Below are 23,225 nucleotides of genomic sequence, written 5' to 3' on the forward strand. Positions count from 1 at the left end.
TCGTCGGCCTATCGTCAAGAAAGCGGGACGTTCCGCATCCGATCTGTTCAATGACGAGGATTTCGCGTGATCATCGACATCCACGGCCACTACACCACGGCCCCGGCGCAACTGGGTGCCTGGCGCGATCTGCAGATCGCTTACGCAACGGGCCAGGGCGATGCGCCCGATCCCGCGGCGCTGCAGATCGCCGACGACGACATCCGCGAGACGATCGAGGCCAACCAGTTGCGGCTGATGAACGACCGCGGCAGCGATGTCACCGTCTTCAGCCCCCGCGCGTCGTTCATGGCGCACCACATCGGCGACTTCGCGGTGAGCGAGAGCTGGACGCGCATCTGCAACGACCTCGTCGCGCGCGTCTCGCAGCTGTTCCCCGACCGCTTCCTGCCGGGCGCGATGCTTCCCCAGTCGCCCGGAGTGGACCAGAAGACGACCCTGGCCGAACTCGATCGTGCCGTGAACGATCTCGGTGTCGTCAGCGTCAACATCAACCCTGATCCGTCCGGTGGACTGTGGACCGCCCCGCTGCTGACCGACAGGAGCTGGTACCCGGTCTACGAGAAGCTCGTCGAGTACGAGCTGCCCGCCATGATCCACGTGAGCACGTCGTGCAAGCCGCAGTTCCACACGACCGGCGACCACTACCTCGGCGCCGACACGACGGCGTTCATGCAGCTGCTCAAGGGCGACCTCTTCCGGGACTTCCCCGATCTGAAGTTCGTGATCCCGCATGGCGGCGGTGCGGTCCCCTACCACTGGGGGCGTTTCCGCGGCCTCGCCATGGCGCTCGGCAAAGGGGAGCTGGAGGAGCATCTTCTGGGCAATGTGCACTTCGACACCTGCGTGTACCACCAGCCGGGCATCGATCTGCTCACGGACGTCATCCCGACCGACAACATCCTGTTCGCGAGCGAGATGATCGGGGCGGTCCGCGACATCGACCCGCGCACCGGCCACCACTTCGACGACACCAGGCGCTACGTCGACGCCACCCCGAACCTGAGTGACGCCGCGCGGCAGCAGGTGTTCGAGGGGAACGCCCGACGCGTCTATCCGCGCGTCGACCGCGCGCTGAGCCGCCGAGGACTGTGAGGAACGAGAACATGCGACTGAACGACCTCGGACTCGTCCGCACGAACATCCACCGCCCCGACCCTGCCGACGTCGAGCGGCTCTCGAGGTTCGGTGTCGCCACCATCCACGAGGCCATGGGGCGCGTGGGTCTGCTGCGCCCGTACATCCGTCCCGCCTACGCGGGAGCACGCCTGTGCGGCCCCGCCGTGACCGTGCTCCTGCAGCCCGGTGACAACTGGATGCTCCATGTCGCCGCCGAGCAGGTGCAGGAAGGCGACGTCATCGTGGCAGGGTGCACGACCGAGAGCGAGGATGGCTTCTTCGGCGAGCTGCTGGCCACCTCTCTGCGCGCCCGCGGCTGCCGCGGACTCGTCATCGACGGCGGCGTCCGCGACGTCGCCGACCTCGAGAAGATGGACTTCCCGGTGTTCTCCCGTGCCATCAACTCGAAGGGCACGGTCAAGGCGACACTCGGTTCGGTCAACATCCCCGTGGTCGTCGCGAACGCTCTCGTGAATCCGGGTGACGTGGTCGTCGCCGACGTGGACGGTGTGGTCGTCGTTCCTCGCGAACTCGTCGGTGCGGTGGCGGATGCCAGCCAGAAGCGCGAAGACAACGAAGAGGCCAAGCGCCAGAGGTTCCGCGACGGTGTGCTGGGGCTGGACATCTACGGCATGCGCGAGCGGCTGGCCGCCGCCGGCCTCGAGTACGTGGAGGACTGACCCATGCTCGAGGGCACCGCACACGGCACCACCACCGGCCACTTCGACAAGACGCCGGGATGGCTCGACTGGTACGACGGGCCGTCGAAGCCCGCCTTCACCCTTCCGGCGGGCGCGGTCGACGCGCACTGCCACGTATTCGGACCGGGGGAGGAGTTCCCCTACGCTCATGAGCGCAAGTACACCCCGTGCGACGCATCGGCCGCTCAGCTGTTCGACCTGCGCGACCACCTGGGGTTCGACCGCAACGTCATCGTGCAGGCCACCTGCCACGGGGCCGACAATCGCGCGCTGGTCGACGCGCTGCGGCGCAGCGAGGGACGGGCTCGTGGTGTGGCCACGGTCCGGCGCGACGTCAGCGATGCCGAACTCGCCGAGCTGCACGAGGCCGGCGTTCGCGGGGTCCGGTTCAACTTCGTCAAGCGCCTCGTCGACCGGGTGCCCACGGACTCGCTCGACGCGATCGTGGCGAAGATCGCTCCGCTCGGGTGGCACGTCGTCATCTACTTCGAGGCGGAGGACCTTCCCGACCTCTTCGGCTTCTTCTCCGGCATCCCGACCGACGTCGTGGTCGACCACATGGGCCGTCCCGACGTCGCGAAAGATCCCGACGGGCCGGAGTTCGGTCTGTTTCTGCGCTTCATGCGCGAGAACCCGAACGTGTGGACCAAGGTGAGCTGTCCGGAGCGGCTCTCCCTGACGGGTCCACGCGCTCTCGACGGCGAACAGCACGCGTATCGCGATGTCGTGCCGTTCGCCCGACGCGTGGTCCAGGAGTTCCCCGACCGCGTGCTGTGGGGCACCGACTGGCCCCACCCGAACCTCAAGGACCACATGCCCGACGACGGGCTGCTGGTCGACTACATTCCGCAGATCGCCCCCACGGTCGAGTTGCAGCAGAAGCTGCTCGTCGACAACCCGCGCCGCCTCTACTGGCCTGAAGGAGAATGACATGGCTCTCGACAAGCCGTACAAGAATGTGCCCGGCACGACCATCTTCGATGCCGAGCAGGCTCGCAAGGGCTACCACCTGAACCAGTTCTCGATGTCGCTCATGAAGCCCGAGAACCGCCAGCGGTTCCTCGCCCACCAGGAGGCCTACCTGGACGAGTGGCCGCTCACTCCCGCCCAGCGCCAAGCCGTCCTCGACATGGACCTCAACACGATGATCCGCGAAGGCGGCAACATCTACTTCCTGTCCAAGATCGGCGCCACGCACGGCCTCAGCTTCCAGCAGATGGCCGGCTCCATGACCGGCATGAGCGAAGCGGCCTACCGCGACATGATGATCGGCGGCGGACGCCGGCCCGAAGGGAACCGGCTCAAGGATCTCGACGGATGGACGCCGCCGCCGACCGAGAAGGCGACCGTGATGCGCGAGGATGCTCCTGCGCGCTTCACATCAGCACTGTTCACCTCCCATGTGCCGGCTATCGGTGCCGCTATGGATCTGGGCAAGACCGAGGAGCCGTACTGGAAGAAGGTCTTCGACGGGTACGAGTGGACGCGGAGGTGGGCCAAGGAGAACACCCCCGACGTGGTCATCCTCGTCTACAACGACCACGCGACGGCGTTCGATTCGAACATCATTCCGACCTTCGTGCTCGGTACCGGCGCGCATTATCCTGTCGCCGACGAGGGGTACGGTCCTCGCCCGGTACCCGACGTGAAGGGCTACCCGGAGCTCGCCGCCCACATCGCACAGTCGGTGATCCAGGATGACTTCGACCTGACGCTCGTCAACGAGATGGTCGTCGACCACGGTCTCACCGTTCCGCTCTCCCTCGTCTTCGGCGACGTCGAGGAGTGGCCGTGCCGCGTCATCCCGCTGCCGGTGAACGTGGTGCAGTACCCCGTCCCCTCCGGGCGCCGCTGCTACGAGTTGGGCAAGGCGATCCGCCGCGCACTCGACAAGTGGGACGGGCCCGAACTCAATGTGCAGATCTGGGGTACCGGCGGCATGAGCCACCAGCTCCAGGGGCCGCGGGCGGGTCTCATCAACGAGGAGTGGGACAACGCGTTCCTCGACCACCTCATCACCGATCCGCTGGGGCTGACCGAATGGCCCCACATGGAGTACGTCGACGAGGCCGGGTCCGAGGGGATCGAGCTCGTGGACTGGCTCATCGCACGAGGGGCCATGGACGACCAGTTCGGGGGCGGGGCGCCCGACGTGAACCACCGCTTCTATCACGTGCCGGCGTCCAACACCGCGGTCGGCCATCTGGTGATCTCGAACCCGACGGGCCTGAACACCACGGCGGCTGCCGACGCGGTCGAGGCGGCGGTCGCGGGGTCCGACGACAGTGGCGAGATCACGGCCGAGCAGGCGAGAGAGGCAGAGGTGCCCGCATGAGCGAGCGGGTCCGCATCGCCGTCGTCGGCGCCGCCGGAGCCTTCGGCATGAAGCACCTCGACGGCCTCGCGAACATCCCCGACGCCGAGGTCACCGTCGTCAGCGGCACCCGGCTCGAGCCGACGCAGGCCGTGGCCGAGAAGTACGGGGTGCCCACCGCGGTGGTCGGATACGACGCGGTGCTCGAGCGCGACGACGTGGATGCCGTCATCCTCGCCACCCCGACGGGCCTGCACGCCGCTCAGACTCGAGCGGCCCTGGCCGCCGGCAAGCACGTGCAGGTGGAGATCCCCCTCGCCGATTCGCTGGCCGACGCCGAGGCTGCGCTCGCGGCGGCCGAGGCATCCGACCTCGTGTCGATGGTGGGGCACACGCGGCGGTTCAACCCCTCCCACCAGTGGCTGCACAACAAGATCGTGACGGGTGAGTTCGGCGTCCAGCAGATGGACGTGCAGACCTACTTCTTCCGCCGCACGAACACGAACGCCAAGGGCGAGCCGCGGTCGTGGACCGATCACCTGCTGTGGCACCACGCCGCGCACACGGTCGACCTGTTCGCCTACCAGGCGGGCAGGATCGTCCAGGCGAACGCCATCCAGGGCCCCATCCACCCCGACCTGGGCATCGCCTTGGATATGTCGATCCAGCTCAAGGCCGAGTCGGGAGCGATCTGCACCCTGTCGCTGTCGTTCAACAACGACGGTCCGTTCGGCACGTTCTTCCGCTACATCGGCGACACCGGCACCTACATCGCCCGATACGACGATCTCGTCGACGGCAGGGAGAAGCCCATCGATGTGTCGGCGGTCGCCGTCAGCATGAACGGCATCGAACTGCAGGACCGCGAGTTCATCGCCGCGATCCGTGAAGGCCGCGAGCCGAACTCGTCGCTGCGCCAGGTGATCGACTGCTACCGCGTGCTCGGTGCGCTGGAGGAGCAGCTCGCGTGACCCCCTCGCGCGCGAGCCTGCCTCGGATGGGTCTGGGGTGCATGGTGCTCAGTCACGCGTACGGCGTGCCGCCGTCGGCCGACGACGGGCTGCGGATGCTGCGGGGCGCGCTCGACGAAGGAGTGACGCTGCTCGACACGGCGACTCTGTACGGCGCCGGACGCAATGAAGAGCTCGTCGGGAGGGCGATCAACGGACGACGCGACGAGGTGGTGCTCGCCAGCAAGGGCGGCATGGCCTCCGTCGACGGCGTCAGGACGATCGACGGCCGCCCCGAGACCCTGCGTGGTCAGGTCGACGCCTCGCTGCGTCGGCTCGGGGCCGACCATATCGATCTGTACTACCTCCATCGGTGGGACAAGAAGGTGCCCATCGGCGACAGCGTCGGCGCCCTGGCCGATGCGGTGGAAGCCGGCAAGATCGGCGCCATCGGGCTGTCGGAGGTGTCCGTGGCGCGCCTGCGCGAGGCGCAGCGGGTCGCCCCCATCGCCGCGGTGCAGAACGAGTACTCGCTGTGGACGCGCAACGCCGAACTCGGGATGCTCGACGCGACCCGCGAGAGCGGCACGGCCTTCGTCGCATTCTCACCCCTCGCGCGCGGGTTCCTCGCCGATGGAGTGCACGACCCCGACGCGCTGGCTGCGGGGGACATCCGCCGCGGCCAGCCGCGCTTCCAGCCCGATCACTGGCCGAGGAACGCCGCGCTGCTGCCGCGGTGGCGCGCCCTCGCCACGGAGGCGGGGTGCACGCCCGCGCAGCTCGCGCTCGCATGGGTGCTCTCCCGCGGCGAGCACGTGGTGGCGATCCCCGGCACCACGCGCATCGACCACCTGCGGGAGAACGACGTCGCCGTGGGCCTCGCCCTCGATCCGCAGATCCTCGCCCGCGCGGGAGAGCTGATCGACACGGCGACGGTCTCCGGCCCTCGCTACCCGGACGCGCAGGCGCGTGAGGTCGACGCCGAGACCTTCCCGGAGGCGGTGTGAGGGCCATCACGTCGATGGCGACGCGGCATGTGCTCACCGAGCTCGCCGCCGCCGTCGCCGCCGAGGGGCTTCCCGCCCTGCAGCTCGAATCGGTCGGGGGCGTCACCGCCGCGGACCGCGTGCGCGCCGGTGAACCGTGGGACCTGGTCTTCCTCGCCGTCGACGCCCTCGAGCGGCTCGGCGCGGACGGACACGTCATCGCCGACACCGTGACGCCCATGCTGGTCTCGAGCGTCGCCGTCGCCGTCGCCGTGCCGTCGGCGACGACAGAGCCGGCTGCCGACCCCGCCACTGCGGCGTATCCGGATGCCGGCGCCGTGCGCACCGCTGTGGCCGCCGCCGGGCGCATCGGATACTCCTCCGGGCCGAGCGGAACCGCCCTGCTGCGGCACTTCGAGGACTGGGGGCTGCGCGCGGCGCTGGAAGGGCGGCTCGTGCAGGCGCCCCCCGGCGTGCCGGTCGCCCGGATGCTCGCCGACGGAGAAGTCGACATGGGCTTCCAGCAGCTCAGCGAGCTCGTGGCGCAGCCGGGTATCCGCCTGCTGGGGACACTGCCGCCCGACTGCGCCATCACGACGGTGTTCGGGGGCGCGGTCGCGGCGACGGCGGCCGAGCCCGCGCGTGCCCGCGATGTCCTGCGCTACCTGGCCTCGGATGCCGCCGCGCCGGCCGCGCTCCGGCACAGCTTCGCGCGCCCCGGTCAGGACTCCGAGGGCGTGAGGGGGAGCTGACGTCCATAGTTCCAGGACAGGATGGCCGGCTGCTCGCGGTAGAAGCTCAGCACCGACACCGATCCGGCGTCCAGAGTTATCTGCGCGGCGAAGCGGGGAGCCAGCCGCAGGAACACCGCGGTCAGGATGCGCAGGAAGTGGCCGTGGGCGACCAGAGCCACGTCTCCCTCCGCCATGGCGGGTAGCACGCGCGTGAGCACGCGGGATGCGCGCGCTGCCACCTCCTCCACGGTCTCCCCTGGCGTCTCCCCGCGGATCACCCCGTGGGTGAAGGCGCTCCAGTTGTAGCCGAGCTCGCGTCGGATGTCGAGCGTCGTGCGCCCCTCGTATCCCCCGTAGTCCCACTCGACGAGAAGCGGATCGATCTCGGCGTGCAGATTCGCGAGCTCCGCGGTGCGGCGGGCGCGCTGCAGAGGCGACGTCAGCACGAGGGAGAAGTCGTAGTCGGCGACCAGCTCGCCGGCGCCGCGCGCGAGATCCTCGCCCCGACTCGTCAGCGGGAAGTCCGACAGGCCGGTGTGTCGGCCATCCTTCGACCACTCGGTCTCGCCGTGACGCAGGAGGATCAGCTTGCCCTGCGGGTTGTCGGGGGCCGGGTGGTCGAGCAGTGGATCATTCGCGAACACACGGCAACCGTAGTCTCCCTGCGTCTCCCGGGGCCGCTCACGGACGTGCGTCGTCCCGATCCCGGGCGGTGTCAACCCCTGTCAGCGGCCCTGTCCGCCTGCATACCGTGAGCGTGCCGCCATCCCATCAGGAGGAGTCACGACCATGACCTACATCACGCGCATCGGCGACCTCGAGCAGATCTCGGAGCTGCACCGTGGCGAGGGCGAGCCGTACGCCCAGGCCCGCGTGCTCGTCCTCGACGAGGTCGACCGCGCCGCGGGGGTGAAGGAGGGGCGACCGGCAGCCGCGTACGACGTGCTCGTCAGCGGAGCTCAGGCGACAGCCCTCGTGGAGGCCGCGCAGCGCAGCACCGGACGCATGCGGCTGTTCTTCGCGGGCACCACGGAGGACCGCCCCGCCGACGAGGCCGTGCACCGCGTGCGGGCCGACGAGGTGGGTGTGAGTCTGCTCGATCAGACGGTGACCGTCCACGACTCCGACCAGAGCGTGGCGCAGACGGAGCCCTGGGACGCGCCGCTGCCGCCCGAGGCCTAATCTCCTCCGGCGTTCGGGTCAACCCGTGGTGCCCGGGCCGCTCATCCTCCAGGATGGTGGCGACACGAGGAGGCCGTATATGACCGATGCAGAACGCCCGTCCACGCAGACGTCCACCGAGAACGAGGAAGCCGTCGACATGCGCCCCGAGGAGGAGCGCGCGGATGCCACGCTGGAGGCGCCGAGCACCTCTCAGGAGCCCGGCGAGGAACCCCGCGCGGACGAGCCGCAGGTGAGCGACGACGCCAGCCACCACGCCGTCGGGATCGGCGTCATCGACGCGGAGATCCCCGGCGAGGAGGGCGCTCCGGAAGCGGAGTGACCCCGAGACGATCAGCGAAGGAGCGATCATGAGCGCGCAGACCGGACGAGACGACCAGCAGGACCCGGGGGAGTACACCGACGTGGAGGAATCGGACGGGCAGGAGCGGCCGAACCGGACCGTCGAGCAGCCGGGCCAGTACACCGACGTCGACCGCGACGAAGAGGTCTGACCCGCTCACAGGTGATCGATCAGGGCCGGCCGGGCTCCGCGAGAGCGGAACCGGTCGGCCTAGTTGTTCCCGTTTCCCTTGCCCTGGTTGCCGTTGCCGTTGTTCCCGTTGCCGTTGTTCCCATTGCCGTTGTTGCCGTTGCCGTTGCCGTTGCCCTGATTCCCGTTCCCGTTGCCGGGGTTCTCGGGCTGGGTGACCTCCGGTTCCGGTGCCTCGGTCTCGGGCTCGGGTGCCTCGGTCTCGGGCTCCGGTGCCTCGGTCTCGGGTTCCGGCGCCTCCGGCTCAGGAGCCTCGTTCACGGGCGACTCCGGTGCCGGGGGAGCGTCATCGTCTGCGGGCGGGTCGGTGGCGACCTCCGACACCGGTTCCTTCGTCGTCGGCGTCGGCGTCGGCGATGGCGTGGGCTCGGGCGCGGCGAGCGTCACGAGATCCGCGCGCACGACCTCGATGGCGTCGCGGATGGCGACCGCCCGACCGCCGTCGATGTCTCCGGCGACAAGCGCGTCGTCCACGTCCTGAGCGAGGGCGTCGAGCGCGGAGAGGGCGCTGTCGTGGTCGCCCGAAGCGGCGCTCTCGGCGATCTCGACCACGCCTGCCTGCAGCGCCGCGGTGGTCTTCGCGTCGGATTCATCGGCGGCGCACCCCGTCAGCAGGATGCCGGCGAGCACGACGCCGGGAAGGAGGAGCCGCCTCACGGTGTCACCGCTTCCATGAGATCGTCGAGGTGACCGCCGAGGGGGTCGTCGACCTGCGGCAGCGCGGGCGGATCCGGCTGCTCGGCTGAGCCGAACAGAGCGGGCCCGCCGATGGCCAGTGCCAGCGCGACGAGCACCGTGGCGAGCACCGCGCCGACCGTGATCGTCAGCGCACGGCGACGGGACGGCGCGTGCTCGTCGGCGCGGGCGAACGAGGAGAGCGGGGTCGCCGAATCCGCGCGCGCGGCCGGGATGGCGAGGTCCGACTGCTCGACGGGGAACGGACGGGTCGCGTCATCGTCGCGGGTGGCAAGCGCGTCCGCCGTGACGGAGACGGGGTCTGCGGTGTCGGGAGCGGTGTCGAGCGGAGCGGTGCCCGGAGTCGCAGTGCTGAGTTGCGTCGTGTCGAGAGAAGCGGTGTCGACGTCGGCGCTGCGCTCCATCTCCTCAGCCGCGAGCGCGCGGGCCGCGTCTGCCACCTCGGTCGCGGAGGGCCGGCGATCCGGCTCGCGATCGGTCATCGCGGTCAGCAGGGCGCGCCACTGCGGCCCGAGATCAGCCGGGATCTCGGGCTCGCCCGTGAGCCGGAGCGCGAAGACCTCCTGCGGGGTGCCGGCGGGGAACGGATGGCGTCCCGTCAGCATCTCGAGGAGCATCAGTCCGAGCGCGTAGATGTCCGACGGTGGCGCGGGCTGCTCACCGCGCACCTGCTCCGGCGCGATGTACGCGGCGGTGCCGATCATCGTCCCCGGAGTGGTGATGCGGCTGGAGTCGAGGAGGTACGCGATGCCGAAGTCGGCGAGCGTCACCGAGGGGGCGATGCCGGGCAGCTGAGCGGTCCGCAGGAGCACGTTCGACGGCTTGACGTCGCGGTGGACGATGCCGGCATCGTGGACGACCGCCAGGGCGTCGGCCAGAGCCGCGCCCGTCTCGGCGATCTCTCTTCTCGAGATCGGGCCCGCGGCCATCCGGTCGCGCAGCGTGGGACCGTCGACGTATTCCATGACGAGGTACGGATGGTCGTCCTCGTCCACTCGCGCGTCGAACAGTGTGACGAGCGAGGGATGGTTGAGGGCAGCCAGCAGCTGCGTCTCGGCTCGTCGGCGCTGGCGGGACTGCGGGTCGTCGGGCATCGGCCGGAACAGCTTGACGGCGACGTCGCGCCCGAGCAGCTCGTCTCGCGCGTGGTAGACCGTGGCCATCCCGCCGGCGCCCACCCGGGAGACCAGGCGATAGCGCCCGTCGAGGAGCTCGCCGGTGGCGGGCCCGTTGAGGAGGTCCGACATGGCCTCAGGCGAGCGGCTCTCCGTTGTCGGTGGTCCGCCGCGTGGTGATGCGCTCACCGCTGGCGGGGTCGACAGCCGTCCGCTGGGTGGAGACCGCGCTGCGCCGACGCATCATCATGACGAGGCTGATGAGGAAGACCAGCGCCCCGGCGGCCATGAGGATGTAGCCGATCATCGTGAGATCGATCCCCGCGATGTCGATGTCGATGGCGAACGCGACGATGGCGCCGATGGCGATGAGGGCGATGCCGGATCCGATTCCCATGGTGGTGCTCCTTCCGCGCGCTGAGCGCTGTGCGCCGGCCGACGGACGGGCTCGGGTCGCCTGTCACCGCGTCGACGGCTCATCAAGATGTACCGTCAACGTCGAGCGCACGTCGCGCGGTTGACACGGCGGTGACGGGAGGGTAGCCCTTCCGTGCCCAGGCTCAGTCGTCGATGGTCGAGGGCGGGGTGCCGAGCTTCTCGACCTCCGGCCAGAAGTCGTCGGGGATGGCCGTGGCGTAGAGCTTCTCGAGCTCGCGGATGCGCTCGGGGCGGCCGACCCCGACCACCGTCGAGTGGATCCCGGCGTGGCGGAGGGAGAAGTGCAGCGCGGCCGCGGGGACGGCGAGTCCCCACTCGCCGCAGAGCCCGCGAAGCCGGCCCAGCCATGCGAGGAGGTCGGCGGGAGCCTCCCGATAGGCGTAGCGAGTGCCCGTGCCGGCGAGGAGCCCGCCGCCGAAGGGCGCCGCATTGAACACGCCCATGCCGCGGTCGTTCGCCTCCGCGATCAGGTCCTCGGCGCGCCGGTCGACGAGAGTGAACCGGTTGTGCGTGAGGAGGGCGTCGAAGACTCCGGTGCGCACGTAGGCGGTCTCGAGGCTGATCTCGCCCACCGCGATGCCGATCGAGCCGACCAGCCCCTGCTCGCGCAACTCCACCATCCCCTGGATGGCGCCGCCCGGCGCGCTCGCCTCTTCCACCGTGGTCGCCCACGGGTCGTGGAGGTGCACGAGCGGGAAGCGCTCGATGCCGAGCTTCTCGACGCTCTCCTCGTACGAGCGCCACACGCGGTCCCGATCGAAGCGGCCATCCAAACCGACGTCGACCTTCGTGACGATGCTGTGGCCGTCGGTCAGCCCGCCGCGCGCATCGAGCGCGCGGCCGAGCGCGGTCTCGCTCGCGCCGCCGGCGTAGTTGTTCGAGGTGTCGACGACCGCGAAGGGCGCCCCGAGCATCTCCTCGGCGAGGGCGACGGGATCAGCGGGGGAGCGCTCCGGGTTCCCGAGCGACGAGGCGCCGAGCGTGATGGGGCTGACGACGAGCGGCGTCGAGCCGAGCGGGCGGGGGTCGAGCACAGACATGGGCGCCTCCATCGGTCGCGGATCCGTCTCCAGAATGACGCAAGACGGCGCCGGTCGTCGAGAATGGGCGGATGCCCATCATCGACAACGCCGTGTACGTCGACGGCGTGCGCATCGCCGATCCGCCGAGCCTCGACATGACCTTCGAGCAGGTGCGGGCGCAGGACGGGATGGCGTGGATCGGCCTGCTGCGCCCGACCGCCGAGGAGCTGGCGACGGTCGCCGCGGAGTTCGACCTGCACGCGCTCGCGGTCGAGGATGCGCGCAAGGGGCATCAGCGGGCCAAGCTCGAGCGCTACGGGGAGACGCTCTTCGTCGTGCTGAGGCCGGCCTGGTACATCGACGCCACCGAGACCGTGGAGTTCGGCGAGCTGCACGTCTTCGTCGGTCGGGATTTCGTCGTCACCGTGCGGCACGGGGACGCGCCGAACCTCGCGCGCGTGCGGCAGCGGATGGAGGCGGAGCCGGGGCTGCTCGCGCTCGGCCCGGAGGCGGTGCTGTACGCGATCCTCGACGAGGTCGTCGACCAGTACGCACCCGTCGTCAGCGGCGTGGAGAACGACATCGACGAGATCGAGGACGCGCTCTTCACCGACACCGACACCTCCCTCTCCCGTCGCATCTACGAGCTCTCGCGGGAGGTCATCGCGTTCCAGCGCGGCACGCAGCCCCTCGGCGGCATGCTCGAGGGGCTGCTGCGCGGCGGGGAGAAGTACGGCGTCGTGGGGGAGCTGTCGCAGCTGCTGCGTGACGTGCACGACCACGTGCTGCGGTTGAATGACCGGATCGCGGCGTTCCGTGCCATCCTCGACAACGCCCTCACAGTGCACGCCACGATCGTGACGCAGCGGCAGACGGAGACGTCGCTGCAGCAGAACGAGCAGGTGAAGAAGATCTCCGGATGGGCGGCCATCCTCTTCGGGCCGACGCTCGTCGGCGGGATCTACGGGATGAACTTCGAGCACATGCCCGAACTGGAATGGGCCTGGGGCTACCCGATGGCGCTCGCCCTGATGGCCGTGACGAGCGCGACCCTCTGGGGCGTCTTCAAGTGGCGGAGGTGGATGTAGCGCGCGCGCCGGACGGAGCCCGCGCGACCGGCGAGACGGCGTGCCCGCTCCGAGACAGCCTCCGCGCTCCGAGACCACCTGCGGTGTACGGGGCCTTGGAGCGTAGCCGCAAGTCGGGAGCGACGGGGTGATGTCGGCGCCCTACCGGGGCTGCGCCGTCGCATCGGCCAGCTCCGGCACCCTCCTGCCGCGCTGGCGGACGAAGAGCGCGTACGCGAGCCACAGCAGGCCGAGCCAGACGACCCCCACGATCAGCGCAGGACGCGTGTCGGGGACGATGCCCAGCACCACCACGACGAGCGCGACGAACGTGACCGCGGCGTAGGACGCCGCCGGCCACAGCGGCACGGGGAACTCCGAGGGAGGGAGGTTCGCTCGCGCGATCTCGCGCTTCATCCGCACGTGGGCGAGCAGGATCATCAGCCAGACCCAGACCGTCGCGAAGGTCGCGACGGATGCGATGAGGAGGAACGCCTGCTCGGGGACGACCGCATTCACCACCACGCCCACGAGCAGCGTCGCGACGAGGATCAGCACCGGCACGAGGGGCGTGCCGTGCCGGGAGGTCCGCGCGAAGGCGGCGGGCGCCTGACCCTGCTGGGCGAGCCCGAACAGCATCCGGCCCGCCCCGAAGATGTCGGAGTTGATCGCGGAGACGGCGGCGGTGATGACGACGGCATTGAGGATGTGCGGGGCGAAGGGGATGCCCAACGTCGTGAAGATCGAGACGAATGGGCTCGCCTCGCCGGTGATCGAGGTCCAGGGCACGAGCGTCATGATGATGGCGAGCGTCAGCACGTAGAACAGCAGGATGCGCAGCGGCACCGTGTTGATGGCCAGCGGCAGCACCCGCTGGGGCTCCTTCGCCTCGCCCGCGGCGACGCCGATGATCTCGATGCCGCCGAAGGCGAACATCACCACGGCGAGGCTGGCGATCACGCCACCCAGGCCCTCCGGGGCGAACCCGCCGTGGGACCAGAGGTTCGCCACTCCGGACGCGCCCTCGGACTGCGCGCCCAGCCCGAACACGATGATCGCGATGCCGCCGGCGATCATGGCCACGATGGCGGCGACCTTCACCAGCGAGAGCCAGAACTCCAGCTCGCCGAAGATCCGCACGCTCGCGAGGTTCAGCGCGCCGATGAACAGGATGATCGACAGCACCCAGATCCACCGCGGCACGTCGGGGAACCAGAACCCCATGTAGATGCCGAATGCGGTGACGTCGGCCAGGCAGACGATCACCATCTCGAAGGCGTAGGTCCATCCGGTGACGAACCCGGCGAACGGACCGAGGTAGCGCGCCGCGTACTGCCCGAACGAGCCGGCGACCGGGTGGCGCACCGCCATCTCACCGAGGGCGCGCATGACCATGAAGACGGCGGCGCCGCCCACGATGTAAGCCAGGAGGACGGCCGGGCCGGCGGCCTGGATGGCGGCGGACGATCCGTAGAAGAGGCCGGTGCCGATCGCGGAGCCGAGGGCCATGAAGCGGATGTGACGGGCGGAGAGCCCCCGGCGCAGGGTCGCGGATTCAGACATCGTGCCTCCATTCTCCCAGCGGATGGCCCGGGGCCGGGTGAGAGAACGGCCGTCGGCCATAGGGTGGGCGCGTGGACAGAGCAGCGCAGCAGATCGTGATCACCGGCGGCAGCGGCAAGCTCGGACGGGCGGTCGTCGCCCATTTCGCCGAGCACGGGTACGCCGTGACGACGGTGGACCGGGTTCGCCCCGCCGAACTGCCGGACGGCGTCCGCTTCCTGCAGGCCGACCTCACCGACTACGGGCAGGCCGTCCAGGTGCTCACGCACATCGACGAGCACTACGGCGCGCTCCCCGTCGGCTCGGGCCGCGGCGTCGACGCGCTCGTGCATCTCGCGGCCATCCCCGCCCCCGGCCTCATCCCGGACGCGGCGACCTTCGCGAACAACACCGCGATCACCTACAACCTCTTCTCCGCCGCGCGTCTGGCCGGCGTGCGCCGCGTCGTCTTCGCCTCGAGCGAGACCCTCCTCGGGCTCTCCTTCGACGAGACGCCGCCGCCGTACCTCCCGGTCGACGAGGAGTACGCGGTGCGTCCGCAGACGTCGTACTCGCTGAGCAAGGCGGTCGACGAGGAGAACGCCCGGCACTTCGCGCGCTGGTGCCCGGATGCCGGATTCATCGGGCTGCGGTTCTCGAACGTCATGGAGCCGGCGGACTACGAGCGGTTCCCGAGCTTCGAGGAGGATCCGCGGCTGCGCTCCTGGAACGCCTGGGGCTACATCGACGCCCGCGACGGCGCGCAGGCATGCCGGCTCGCGGTGGAGAGCGATCTCGTCGGAGCGGAGAACTTCGTCATCGCGGCCGCCGACACCGTCATGTCGCGTCCGTCGGCCGAGCTCGCCGCGGAGGTGTTCCCCGCGATCCCGCTGCAGCGCGAGGTCGCGGGCACCGAGACGCTGCTCGCCATCGACAAGGCGCGTCGTCTCCTGGGATTCGAGCCGCGGCACTCCTGGCGCGACGGGCGCTGAGCGCCTACGCCGGGACGTCGACGATCCGCTCGACGCCGACGACCGGCGAGAGGGATCCGGCCGAGGCGGCCGCGAGATCCTCGGCGAGGCGACCCAGGCCATCCGCGGGGACCCACAGCTCGAACCGCGCCGCCGCGCCGTACGTCGTGTCGCCGAGCGTCGCGCCGTGGTGCTGCACCCACTCGCGCAGGAGGTTGTCCACGCGACCGGCGTCGCCGTGCGGCACGTCGACGAGCGCCTGCGTGAGCGACTCCCGGCGGACGATCGCGGCGAGATCCAGCGCCTCCGAGACCGCCGCGGAATACGCGCGCACGAGCCCGCCCGCGCCCAGCTTGATGCCGCCGAAGTAGCGCGTGACGACCGCGACGACGTCGGTGAGCTCGCGGCGGCGCAGCACCTCGAGCATGGGGATGCCGGCGGTCCCCGACGGCTCGCCGTCGTCGGAGGAGCGGGCCTGATCTCCGAGGACGCCGGTGACCATGGCGACGCAGTGGTGGCGCGCGTCCCACGCGCGCTTCCGCACGGCCGCGATCACGGCGTCGGCCTCCTCCGGCGACGCGACCGGCTCGAGGTGCGCGATGAAGCGCGACTTGCGGATGACGAGCTCGTGCTCGACCGTCGCGGCGATCGTGGACGGGAACCGGCGCGTCATCCCGTCGAGGATACCGTCGTGCTCTGCGCGTGATGAGATCGAAGGATGAACGCGCACGCTCGCAGAACCGGCTGGATGGCGGCGCTCGTCTTCCTCGTCGCGCTGTGCCTCCGCCCCGCCATCACCTCCGTCGGACCGGTGCTCGCTTACCTCGGGGCCGACACCGGCCTCGGCGAGGGCACCCTCGGCATCCTCACCGCGCTGCCGCTGCTCGCGTTCGCCGCTGTCTCGCCGCTCGTCCATCGGATGGCCGCGCGCTTCGGCGATGACAGGGCGGTGCTCGTGGCGCTCGGCGTCCTGGTGGTGGCCACCGTCGTGCGCTCGTACGCGGGCGACGCCGGTCTCTGGATCGGCACCTTCGCGATCGGCGCGGCGATCGCCGTGGGCAACGTGCTCACCCCGGTGCTCGTCCGCCGTGACTACCCGGAGCGGGTGTCGCTCGCCACGGGCTTCTACACCGCGTTCCTCACGCTGGCGGCGGCCACGGGATCCGCGCTCTCGGTGCCGCTCGCGCACCTGGTGGACTGGCGGTTCTCACTCGTCGTCTGGGCCGGCCTCGCGCTCCTCGTGGCGCTGGCATGGCTGCCGCGCATGGCGGGCCCGGCCGTGCACTCGCCCGCCCTCGAACCCGTCCCGGTGCCGCACCATCCGAGCATCTGGCGCTGGGGCACCGCGTGGCTCGCGACGGTGTACATGGGGCTGCAGTCCACGACCTTCTACGTGCTGGCGACCTGGCTGCCGACCATCGAGACGTCGTGGGGTGTCCCCGCCGCGACCGCGGGCCTCCACGTGTCGTTCTTCCTGCTGCTGGGGGTGCTCGGCGGTCTTCTCATCCCGCGGCTGCTGCGGGATGGCCGGGACCAGGCCCCGGGGATGCTCGCGGCGACCGCGCCCCTTGCCGTCGGCACCGCGGGCATGCTGCTGTGGCCGGACGCGCTGCTGCTGTGGCTCGTTCTCCTCGGCCTCGCGCAGGGCGCCTCGCTCGTCGCGGCGCTGACGATGCTGAGCCTCCGCGCGCGCAGCCACGGCGAGGCGGCGAAGCTCTCCGGCATGGCGCAGTCGATCGGCTATCTCCTCGCCGCGGCGGGCCCCTTCGCGGCCGGATTCCTCGCCGAGCAGACCGGCAGCTGGACGCCGACGCTCGTGCTGCTCGCCGTCTTGACCACGACCCAGACGATCGTCGGAGTGGTCCTCGGCCGCGGCGGCCGTCGCTGAACCGGATGGCGAACCGGGCGCCGCCCCTCCCCAAACCGCGCGGCGCCGCATAGCCTGGCCTCACGACACCCACCGCCGCGATGTCGCGGCCCGAGCCTCACGATCGGAGGTTCCCATGTCCATGAGCCAGGTGCAGAGCACGAAGGCCATCATCGGTGAGCCCGAGGTCGTCGAGGACGGCCGCATGGCGAGCGGCCGTCTCGAGAGGGCGGGCGCGGATGGCCCGGTGGCGGAGTCCGCAGCGTGGCTCCGACTCAAGGCGGCCGCGATCGCCATCCAGGGGATGCAGGCGCCGGACGGCTCCATCCCGGACGCCGCGCATCATGCGACGGCCCGGGTCGAGGTCGAGCGCGTGCAGGCGGCGGTGCGCGAGCTCGCGCCGCGCTTCCCGCACGATGCGGCGTACCTCGACGCCGTCGTCGCGGACCTCGGCCGCTGGGGCGATGCGGGGTTCGGCGTGCCGGACTTCCATGACGCGCTCGTGGCGTTCCACCCCGAGGAGCACCGCGTCGACGGCCTCGGCCACCTCGTCGTGTTCCCGATGTACACGCAGAACGGCTCCCGCGACCGGCACCTGGAGGCGCTCCTCGTCGAGGTGATCTGGCCGCAGTTCGTCGCGCGGCTCGAGGCCAGCTCGTACAGCAACCGCCTCTTTGTGAGCCTCCGCCTGGTCGACTTCACGCCGGGGTACGACACGAACTCGGCGGTGCTGTTCCCCGAGACCGTGTCGGTGCGGGAGGTGCCGACGTTCACGTGGGGTGCGATCTTCCAGGATCGCGAGGCCGCCCGCTATCGTCGCGTCGTCCGCGCCGCGGCGGAGATCACCAAGCTCGAGCTGCCGGAAGAGGCCGCCCGCATGCTCGACGACCAGCGGCTGACGCAGCAGTCCTTCGTCATGTGGGACATGATCCACGACCGCACCCACATGCGCGGTGACCTGCCCTTCGACCCGTTCATGATCAAGCAGCGGATGCCCTACTTCCTCTACGCGCTGGAGGAGCTGCGGTGCGACCTCACCGCGTTTCGCGAGAGCGTGGCCATCCAGCGACGACTCACGGCCGCGAAGGAGCTCGATCCGGATGGCCTCGACGCCGTCGAGGAGGAGACGCTCGCGCAGGCGCGGCTCGTCCAGTACGCCGTGATCTTCGATCGCATCTTCCGGTTCGCGATCACGGGCAGCCGCGTGCGCAACTACGACGGCCTCGGCGGCCAGCTGCTGTTCGCATGGCTGCACCAGCGCGGCGCGCTGCACTGGACCGACACCGCGCTCGCCTTCGACTGGAAGGCGGTGCCGGGAGCGGTCGTGGCGCTCGGGGATGCGATCGACGAGCTCTACTGGCGCTCGATCGACCGCCCGAAGTCCGCGCACTGGCTGGCCGCGTACGACCTGGTGCGCTCGGTGCTGACGCCGCACCCCGCGTCGACCTGGGCGCGCGGGCTGCCCGACGAGGTGCTCGCCGGACCGCTGCGCGGCTACACCGACGCGGTGCTCGACGACGAGTTCCCGCTGTCGATGTTCTACGAGGCGCTCGAGCGGAAGATGCGCGACGTCATCGCGCAGACCTCGGGCATCCGCGGGACGGATGACTGAAGCCGCCTCGGCTCGTGCCCCCGGTGCTGTTCTGCTCACCGGGGGCACGAGCGCGGCCGGCCGCGCGGTCGCGCGACGGCTGGCGGATGGCGGCGCCCGCGTGATCGTGGCCGGTCGCGACCCCGAGAAGCTCGCCTCTCTCGCCGCGGCCGGGTACGACACCATCGAGGCCGATCTCGCCGAACCGGGGGAGGTGCGCGTGCTGGCCGAGGCCGTCGGACCTCTCGACGGCCTGCTGCACCTCGTCGGCGGATGGCGCGGGGGCGGCGGCCTCCCCGGGCAGAGCGACGAGGACTACCGTGCACTCGAGGCGTCGTTCACGTCGCTCCGCCTCGTGACCCGAGCGCTCTGGCCATCCCTCATCGCCTCACCCGGCGCACGGGTGGCGATCGTGTCGTCGACCGCGGTCGCGCGGCCGCTCGCGGGTGGCGCGAACTACGCGGCGGTGAAGGCGGCGAGTGAGGCGTGGGTGCGCGCGCTCGCCCACGGACTCGCGAAGGAGGCGCCCGCATCGGCGGCGACGATCTTCCGGGTGAAGGCGCTGGCGGGTCTCGAGGAGCGGCTCGCGGAGACGTACGCGGGGCTGTGGGCAGCGGCGGCCGCCGACGTCAACGATCGCGTGATCGAACTCCTCCCATGAGCGGCGAGAATAGGCTGGGTCGGTGACCTCACTGCATGACCCGAACCTGCGCAGCTTCGCCTCCGACAACTACGCCGGCATCCATCCCGACGTGCTGGCCGCGATCGCGGGGGCCAACGACGGCCACCAGATCGCCTACGGCGAGGATGTGTACACCGCGCGCCTGCGCGACGTGCTGACCGAGCAGCTCGGCGGTCCGCTCGAGGTGTATCCGGTGTTCAACGGCACGGGCGCCAACGTCACGGCGCTGCAGTCGATGCTGCCGCGCTGGGGCGCCGTCGTCGCCGCGACCACCGCGCACATCAACACCGACGAGCAGGGCGCTCCGGAGCGGATCGGCGGCATCAAGATCCTCGGCGTGCCGACCGAGGACGGCAAGCTCACCCCCGAGCTCATCGACCGCGAGGCGTGGGGGTGGGGCGATGAGCACCGCGCGCAGCCCCTCGTCGTGTCGATCACGCAGGTGACCGAGCTCGGCACGATCTACACGCCGGAGGAGATCCGCGCGGTCGCCGACCACGCGCACGGCCTCGGCATGCACGTGCACCTCGACGGCGCCCGCCTGGCGAACGCCGCGGCCGCACTCGACCTGCCGCTGCGCGCCTTCACGCGCGACGCCGGCGTCGACGTGCTGTCCCTGGGCGGCACGAAGAACGGCGCCATGCTCGCCGAGGCGATCGTCGTGCTGAACCCCGAGGCGTCCACCGGCCTCACGTACCTCCGGAAGCTCAACATGCAGCTCGCCTCGAAGCTGCGCTTCGTGTCCGCGCAGCTGCTGGCGCTGTTCGAGGGCGATCTGCACCTCCGCAACGCGCGGCACGCCAACGCCATGGCGCAGCGGCTCCGCGCCGCCGTCGAAGCGGGCGTGGCCGACGGGTCGATCCGGGGCGTGCGCTTCACGCGGGAGACGCAGGCCAACGGCCTCTTCGCCATCCTGCCGGCGGGCGTCGCCGACCGGCTGCGCGAGACCGTGCGCTTCTATGACTGGGATGCCGCGACCGCCGAGGTGCGGTGGATGTGCAGCTTCGACACGACGGAGGAGGACATCGACGCCTTCGTGGCTGCGATCGCCCGCGAGACCACGCGCTGATGGCCTCGCTGCTGGAGCGCGCGCGGGCCACTGCCGGCGACGCGGACGCGCTCTACGACGCCTTCGTCGAGTGGGCGGACGAGCGCGGGTTCGCGCTCTACCCCGCCCAGGACGAGGCCGTCATCGAGCTCGTCTCGGGCAGCAACGTCATCCTCGCCACTCCCACCGGAACGGGGAAGTCGCTCGTCGCGATCGCCGCGCACGCCGCGGCGCTCGCCGGGGGCGGCCGCACCTACTACACGGCCCCGATCAAGGCCCTGGTCAGCGAGAAGTTCTTCGCGCTCGTCGACATCTTCGGCGCGGAGAACGTCGGAATGGTCACCGGCGATTCGTCGGTGAATCCGGAGGCGCCGATCATCTGCTGCACCGCCGAGATCCTCGCGAACCTCGCGCTGCGGCACGGCGCCGACACCGAGGTCGACCAGGTCGTCATGGACGAGTTCCACTACTACGGCGACAGCGACCGCGGCTGGGCGTGGCAGGTTCCCCTGCTCCTGCTCCCGCGCGCGCAGTTCCTCCTGATGTCCGCGACGCTCGGCGACACCACGGCCATCCAGGAGGACCTCTCGCGGCGGACGGGGCGGCAGACGACCCTCGTCGCGGGAGCCGAGCGGCCGGTGCCCCTGCACCACACCTACTCCGATCATCCCGCGCACGAGACGGTCGAGAAGCTCCTCGAGGAGCGCGAGGCGCCGATCTACATCGTGCACTTCTCGCAGGCCGGCGCCATGGAGCGCGCGCAGGCGCTCGCGAGCGTCAAGGTCACCACGCGCGAGCAGCGCGACGAGATCGCCGAGGCGATCGGGGGCTTCCGGTTCACCACCGCGTTCGGCAAGACCCTGTCGCGGCTGGTCCGGTCGGGCATCGGGGTGCATCACGCGGGCATGCTGCCGCGCTATCGGCGGCTGGTCGAGACGCTCGCGCAGCGCGGGCTCCTCCGCGTCATCTGCGGGACCGACACCCTCGGCGTCGGCATCAACGTGCCCATCCGCACGGTCATGATCACGGCGCTGTCGAAGTACGACGGCACGCGCATGCGGCGGGTCTCCGCGCGCGAGTTCCATCAGATCGCCGGTCGTGCCGGACGCGCGGGCTACGACCCGTACGGCAATGTCGTCGTGCTGGCTCCCGAGCACGACATCGAGAACGCGCAGGCGCTGCGGAAGGCGGGGGACGACGCCGCCAAGCGCAAGAAGGTGCAGCGCAAGAAGGCCCCCACCGGCTTCGTGTCGTGGAGCGAGCAGACGTTCGAGAAGCTCGTCGACGCCGAGCCCGAGCCGCTGCAGCCGCAGCTGCAGATCACGAGCGCGATGCTCATCAACGTCATCGGGCGCGGGGGAGACGTCTTCGCCAACGTGCGTTCGCTGGTCTTCGACAACCACGAGTCCCGCCCGCGGCAGTACGCGCTCGCACGGCGTGCGCTGGCGATCTTCCGGACGCTCCGGGAGGCCGGCATCGTCGAGGTCGACGCCGACGGGCGCATCCACCTCGTCGTGGAGCTGCAGCCGAACTTCGCTCTCAACCAGCCGCTGTCGCCGTTCGCGCTGGCCGCGATCGAGCTGCTCGATCCCGCGGCCGGGGCGGATGGTGTGGGCACCGGCTCATACGCCCTCGACGTCGTGAGCGTGATCGAGGCGACGCTCGACGATCCAAGGGCCATCCTCTCGCAGCAGGAGTTCAAGGCGCGCGGCGAGGCCGTCGCGGCCATGAAGCGCGAGGGGATCGAGTACGAGGAGCGCATGAACGCGCTCGAGGAGATCACGTACGCCAAGCCGCTCGCCGACCTCCTGCAGCAGTCGTTCGAGGTGTTCGCGTCGAGTCAGCCGTGGGTGCGCGACTTCGAGCTGCGCCCGAAGTCCGTGGTGCGCGACATGTTCGAGCAGGCGATGTCGTTCGCCGAGTTCGTGAACTGGTACCAGCTCGGACGCAGCGAGGGCCTCGTGCTGCGCTACCTCAGCGACGCGTACCGCGCCATCCGTCAGACCGTGCCCGCCGAGGCGCGCACCGAGGAGCTGCGCGACATCATCGAGTGGCTGGGCGAGCTCGTGCGCCAGGTCGACTCGAGCCTCGTCGACGAGTGGGAGGCGCTGGCATCCGGCGCGGACGGCGACGACGCGACCTCGGTCGTGCCGCCGGCACCGCCATCCGTCACCGTCAACCGCCGCGCGTTCACGGTCCTCGTGCGGAACGAGATGTTCCGCCGCGTGCAGCTCGCGGCGCTCGAGAAGGACGAGGAGCTCACCGCGCTCGATCCCGAGATCGACTGGCCGCGCGCGCTCGACCGGTACTACGCCGAGCACGACACGATCGGCACGGGCGGGGCCTCGCGTTCTCCGGCCCTGTGCCGCATCGAGGAGGACGGCATGACCTGGCGCGTCGAGCAGACGATCGACGATCCCGCCGGGGATCATGATTGGCGCATCCGCGGCGAGGTGGATCTGGAGGCGTCCGCGGAGGCGGGCACCGCCATCCTGCGCGTGACGGAGGTCGTGCGGCTGTAGGACAGTTCGGCACCACCGAGCGCGCGCTGGCGAGGCCGGTCTCGCTCGGTGGTGTGGAACTCGCGATCACGGTGCGGAGAACGGCAGTTCCGCACCACCGAAGCGCGCGCTGTCTTGCTCGGTGGTGCGGAACTCGCGCTTACGGC

Annotated in this window: 24 protein-coding genes; 17 read left to right on the plus strand and 7 right to left on the minus strand. The window is 70.5% G+C overall.

Features of this window, described 5'->3' with window-relative positions; genetic code table 11:
• Positions 1-66: 66 nt before the first annotated feature.
• Genes QWJ90_RS04730 through QWJ90_RS04760 form a run of 7 tightly spaced genes read left to right on the plus strand, consistent with a single transcriptional unit; the run spans position 67 to position 6,822 of the window.
• Entirely contained in the window at positions 67-1,095 is a 1,029-nt protein-coding gene (locus QWJ90_RS04730; RefSeq protein ID WP_290106531.1) for an amidohydrolase family protein, read from the plus strand.
• Positions 1,096-1,106: 11 nt separating this feature from the next.
• Positions 1,107-1,799 carry a 4-carboxy-4-hydroxy-2-oxoadipate aldolase/oxaloacetate decarboxylase gene (gene ligK / locus QWJ90_RS04735; protein ID WP_290106532.1) on the plus strand — a complete coding sequence of 231 codons (693 nt, stop codon included), beginning with the start codon at positions 1,107-1,109 and terminating at the stop codon, positions 1,797-1,799.
• 3 nt (positions 1,800-1,802) lie between these two features.
• Positions 1,803-2,750, plus strand: a complete 948-nt coding sequence (locus QWJ90_RS04740; protein ID WP_290106533.1) for an amidohydrolase family protein — start codon at positions 1,803-1,805, stop codon at positions 2,748-2,750.
• Position 2,751: 1 nt separating this feature from the next.
• Positions 2,752-4,155: a protocatechuate 4,5-dioxygenase subunit alpha/beta gene (locus QWJ90_RS04745; RefSeq protein WP_290106534.1), complete on the plus strand. Its 1,404-nt coding sequence runs from the start codon at positions 2,752-2,754 to the stop codon at positions 4,153-4,155.
• Positions 4,152-5,105: a Gfo/Idh/MocA family oxidoreductase gene (locus QWJ90_RS04750; protein WP_290106536.1), complete on the plus strand. Its 954-nt coding sequence runs from the start codon at positions 4,152-4,154 to the stop codon at positions 5,103-5,105. The genes QWJ90_RS04745 and QWJ90_RS04750 overlap by 4 nt, the downstream gene beginning before the upstream one ends.
• Positions 5,102-6,091 carry an aldo/keto reductase gene (locus QWJ90_RS04755; RefSeq protein WP_290106537.1) on the plus strand — a complete coding sequence of 330 codons (990 nt, stop codon included), beginning with the start codon at positions 5,102-5,104 and terminating at the stop codon, positions 6,089-6,091. The genes QWJ90_RS04750 and QWJ90_RS04755 overlap by 4 nt, the downstream gene beginning before the upstream one ends.
• Positions 6,088-6,822 (plus strand): substrate-binding domain-containing protein, encoded by a 735-nt coding sequence (locus QWJ90_RS04760; RefSeq protein WP_290106538.1) that lies wholly within the window; start codon positions 6,088-6,090, stop codon positions 6,820-6,822. The genes QWJ90_RS04755 and QWJ90_RS04760 overlap by 4 nt, the downstream gene beginning before the upstream one ends.
• Here QWJ90_RS04760 and QWJ90_RS04765 read toward each other — a convergent pair.
• On the minus strand, positions 6,792-7,448 hold the full coding sequence (locus tag QWJ90_RS04765) for a histidine phosphatase family protein (RefSeq protein ID WP_290106539.1): 657 nt from the start codon (positions 7,446-7,448) through the stop codon (positions 6,792-6,794). The genes QWJ90_RS04760 and QWJ90_RS04765 overlap by 31 nt on opposite strands.
• Before the next feature lie 145 nt (positions 7,449-7,593).
• Between QWJ90_RS04765 and QWJ90_RS04770 the strand changes: the two genes are divergently transcribed.
• The 3 genes from QWJ90_RS04770 to QWJ90_RS04780 all read left to right on the plus strand — a co-directional run bounded on the left by QWJ90_RS04770 (position 7,594) and on the right by QWJ90_RS04780 (position 8,480).
• Positions 7,594-7,986 (plus strand): single-stranded DNA-binding protein, encoded by a 393-nt coding sequence (locus QWJ90_RS04770; RefSeq protein WP_290106540.1) that lies wholly within the window; start codon positions 7,594-7,596, stop codon positions 7,984-7,986.
• Between the two features lie 79 nt (positions 7,987-8,065).
• Complete coding sequence (locus QWJ90_RS04775) at positions 8,066-8,308, plus strand: hypothetical protein (RefSeq protein WP_290106541.1); 243 nt, start codon at positions 8,066-8,068, stop codon at positions 8,306-8,308.
• A 28-nt stretch (positions 8,309-8,336) separates the two neighbouring features.
• On the plus strand, positions 8,337-8,480 hold the full coding sequence (locus QWJ90_RS04780; protein WP_290106542.1) for a hypothetical protein: 144 nt from the start codon (positions 8,337-8,339) through the stop codon (positions 8,478-8,480).
• Positions 8,481-8,539: 59 nt separating this feature from the next.
• Here QWJ90_RS04780 and QWJ90_RS04785 read toward each other — a convergent pair whose 3' ends face one another.
• From QWJ90_RS04785 to QWJ90_RS04800, 4 genes are all read right to left on the minus strand, one after another.
• A complete protein-coding gene (locus QWJ90_RS04785; protein ID WP_290106543.1) occupies positions 8,540-9,175 on the minus strand; it encodes a hypothetical protein in 636 nt (211 codons plus the stop codon).
• Positions 9,172-10,461, minus strand: a complete 1,290-nt coding sequence (locus QWJ90_RS04790; RefSeq protein ID WP_290106544.1) for a serine/threonine-protein kinase — start codon at positions 10,459-10,461, stop codon at positions 9,172-9,174. The genes QWJ90_RS04785 and QWJ90_RS04790 overlap by 4 nt, the downstream gene beginning before the upstream one ends.
• Before the next feature lie 4 nt (positions 10,462-10,465).
• Positions 10,466-10,726 carry a DUF6458 family protein gene (locus QWJ90_RS04795; RefSeq protein WP_290106545.1) on the minus strand — a complete coding sequence of 87 codons (261 nt, stop codon included), beginning with the start codon at positions 10,724-10,726 and terminating at the stop codon, positions 10,466-10,468.
• A gap of 163 nt (positions 10,727-10,889) precedes the next feature.
• Positions 10,890-11,807 carry an aldo/keto reductase gene (locus QWJ90_RS04800; RefSeq protein WP_290106546.1) on the minus strand — a complete coding sequence of 306 codons (918 nt, stop codon included), beginning with the start codon at positions 11,805-11,807 and terminating at the stop codon, positions 10,890-10,892.
• A gap of 71 nt (positions 11,808-11,878) precedes the next feature.
• On the opposite strand from QWJ90_RS04800, the gene QWJ90_RS04805 reads away from it, so the two are divergent.
• Entirely contained in the window at positions 11,879-12,877 is a 999-nt protein-coding gene (locus QWJ90_RS04805) for a magnesium and cobalt transport protein CorA (RefSeq protein ID WP_290106547.1), read from the plus strand.
• Positions 12,878-13,018: 141 nt separating this feature from the next.
• Here the strand turns inward: QWJ90_RS04805 and QWJ90_RS04810 are convergent, their stop codons facing one another.
• Positions 13,019-14,419: an amino acid permease gene (locus QWJ90_RS04810; protein WP_290106548.1), complete on the minus strand. Its 1,401-nt coding sequence runs from the start codon at positions 14,417-14,419 to the stop codon at positions 13,019-13,021.
• 71 nt (positions 14,420-14,490) lie between these two features.
• On the opposite strand from QWJ90_RS04810, the gene QWJ90_RS04815 reads away from it, so the two are divergent.
• Positions 14,491-15,390, plus strand: coding sequence for an NAD-dependent epimerase/dehydratase family protein (locus tag QWJ90_RS04815; protein ID WP_290106549.1), 900 nt, complete (start codon positions 14,491-14,493; stop codon positions 15,388-15,390).
• A 4-nt stretch (positions 15,391-15,394) separates the two neighbouring features.
• Here QWJ90_RS04815 and QWJ90_RS04820 read toward each other — a convergent pair whose 3' ends face one another.
• Complete coding sequence (locus QWJ90_RS04820; RefSeq protein WP_290106550.1) at positions 15,395-16,042, minus strand: IMPACT family protein; 648 nt, start codon at positions 16,040-16,042, stop codon at positions 15,395-15,397.
• A gap of 45 nt (positions 16,043-16,087) precedes the next feature.
• On the opposite strand from QWJ90_RS04820, the gene QWJ90_RS04825 reads away from it, so the two are divergent.
• The 5 genes from QWJ90_RS04825 to QWJ90_RS04845 all read left to right on the plus strand — a co-directional run bounded on the left by QWJ90_RS04825 (position 16,088) and on the right by QWJ90_RS04845 (position 23,079).
• Positions 16,088-17,257 carry an MFS transporter gene (locus QWJ90_RS04825; protein WP_290106551.1) on the plus strand — a complete coding sequence of 390 codons (1,170 nt, stop codon included), beginning with the start codon at positions 16,088-16,090 and terminating at the stop codon, positions 17,255-17,257.
• 121 nt (positions 17,258-17,378) lie between these two features.
• Complete coding sequence (locus QWJ90_RS04830) at positions 17,379-18,848, plus strand: DUF6421 family protein (RefSeq protein WP_290106778.1); 1,470 nt, start codon at positions 17,379-17,381, stop codon at positions 18,846-18,848.
• Positions 18,841-19,488, plus strand: a complete 648-nt coding sequence (locus QWJ90_RS04835; protein ID WP_290106552.1) for an SDR family oxidoreductase — start codon at positions 18,841-18,843, stop codon at positions 19,486-19,488. Before QWJ90_RS04830 ends, QWJ90_RS04835 begins: the two co-directional genes overlap by 8 nt.
• A gap of 22 nt (positions 19,489-19,510) precedes the next feature.
• Positions 19,511-20,578, plus strand: a complete 1,068-nt coding sequence (locus QWJ90_RS04840) for a threonine aldolase family protein (protein WP_290106553.1) — start codon at positions 19,511-19,513, stop codon at positions 20,576-20,578.
• Positions 20,578-23,079 (plus strand): DEAD/DEAH box helicase, encoded by a 2,502-nt coding sequence (locus QWJ90_RS04845; RefSeq protein ID WP_290106554.1) that lies wholly within the window; start codon positions 20,578-20,580, stop codon positions 23,077-23,079. The genes QWJ90_RS04840 and QWJ90_RS04845 overlap by 1 nt, the downstream gene beginning before the upstream one ends.
• Positions 23,080-23,225 lie beyond the last annotated feature (146 nt).

Origin of the sequence: Microbacterium oryzae (assembly GCF_030406385.1) — a bacterium.
Taxonomy (GTDB): Bacteria; Actinomycetota; Actinomycetes; order Actinomycetales; family Microbacteriaceae; genus Microbacterium; species Microbacterium oryzae_A.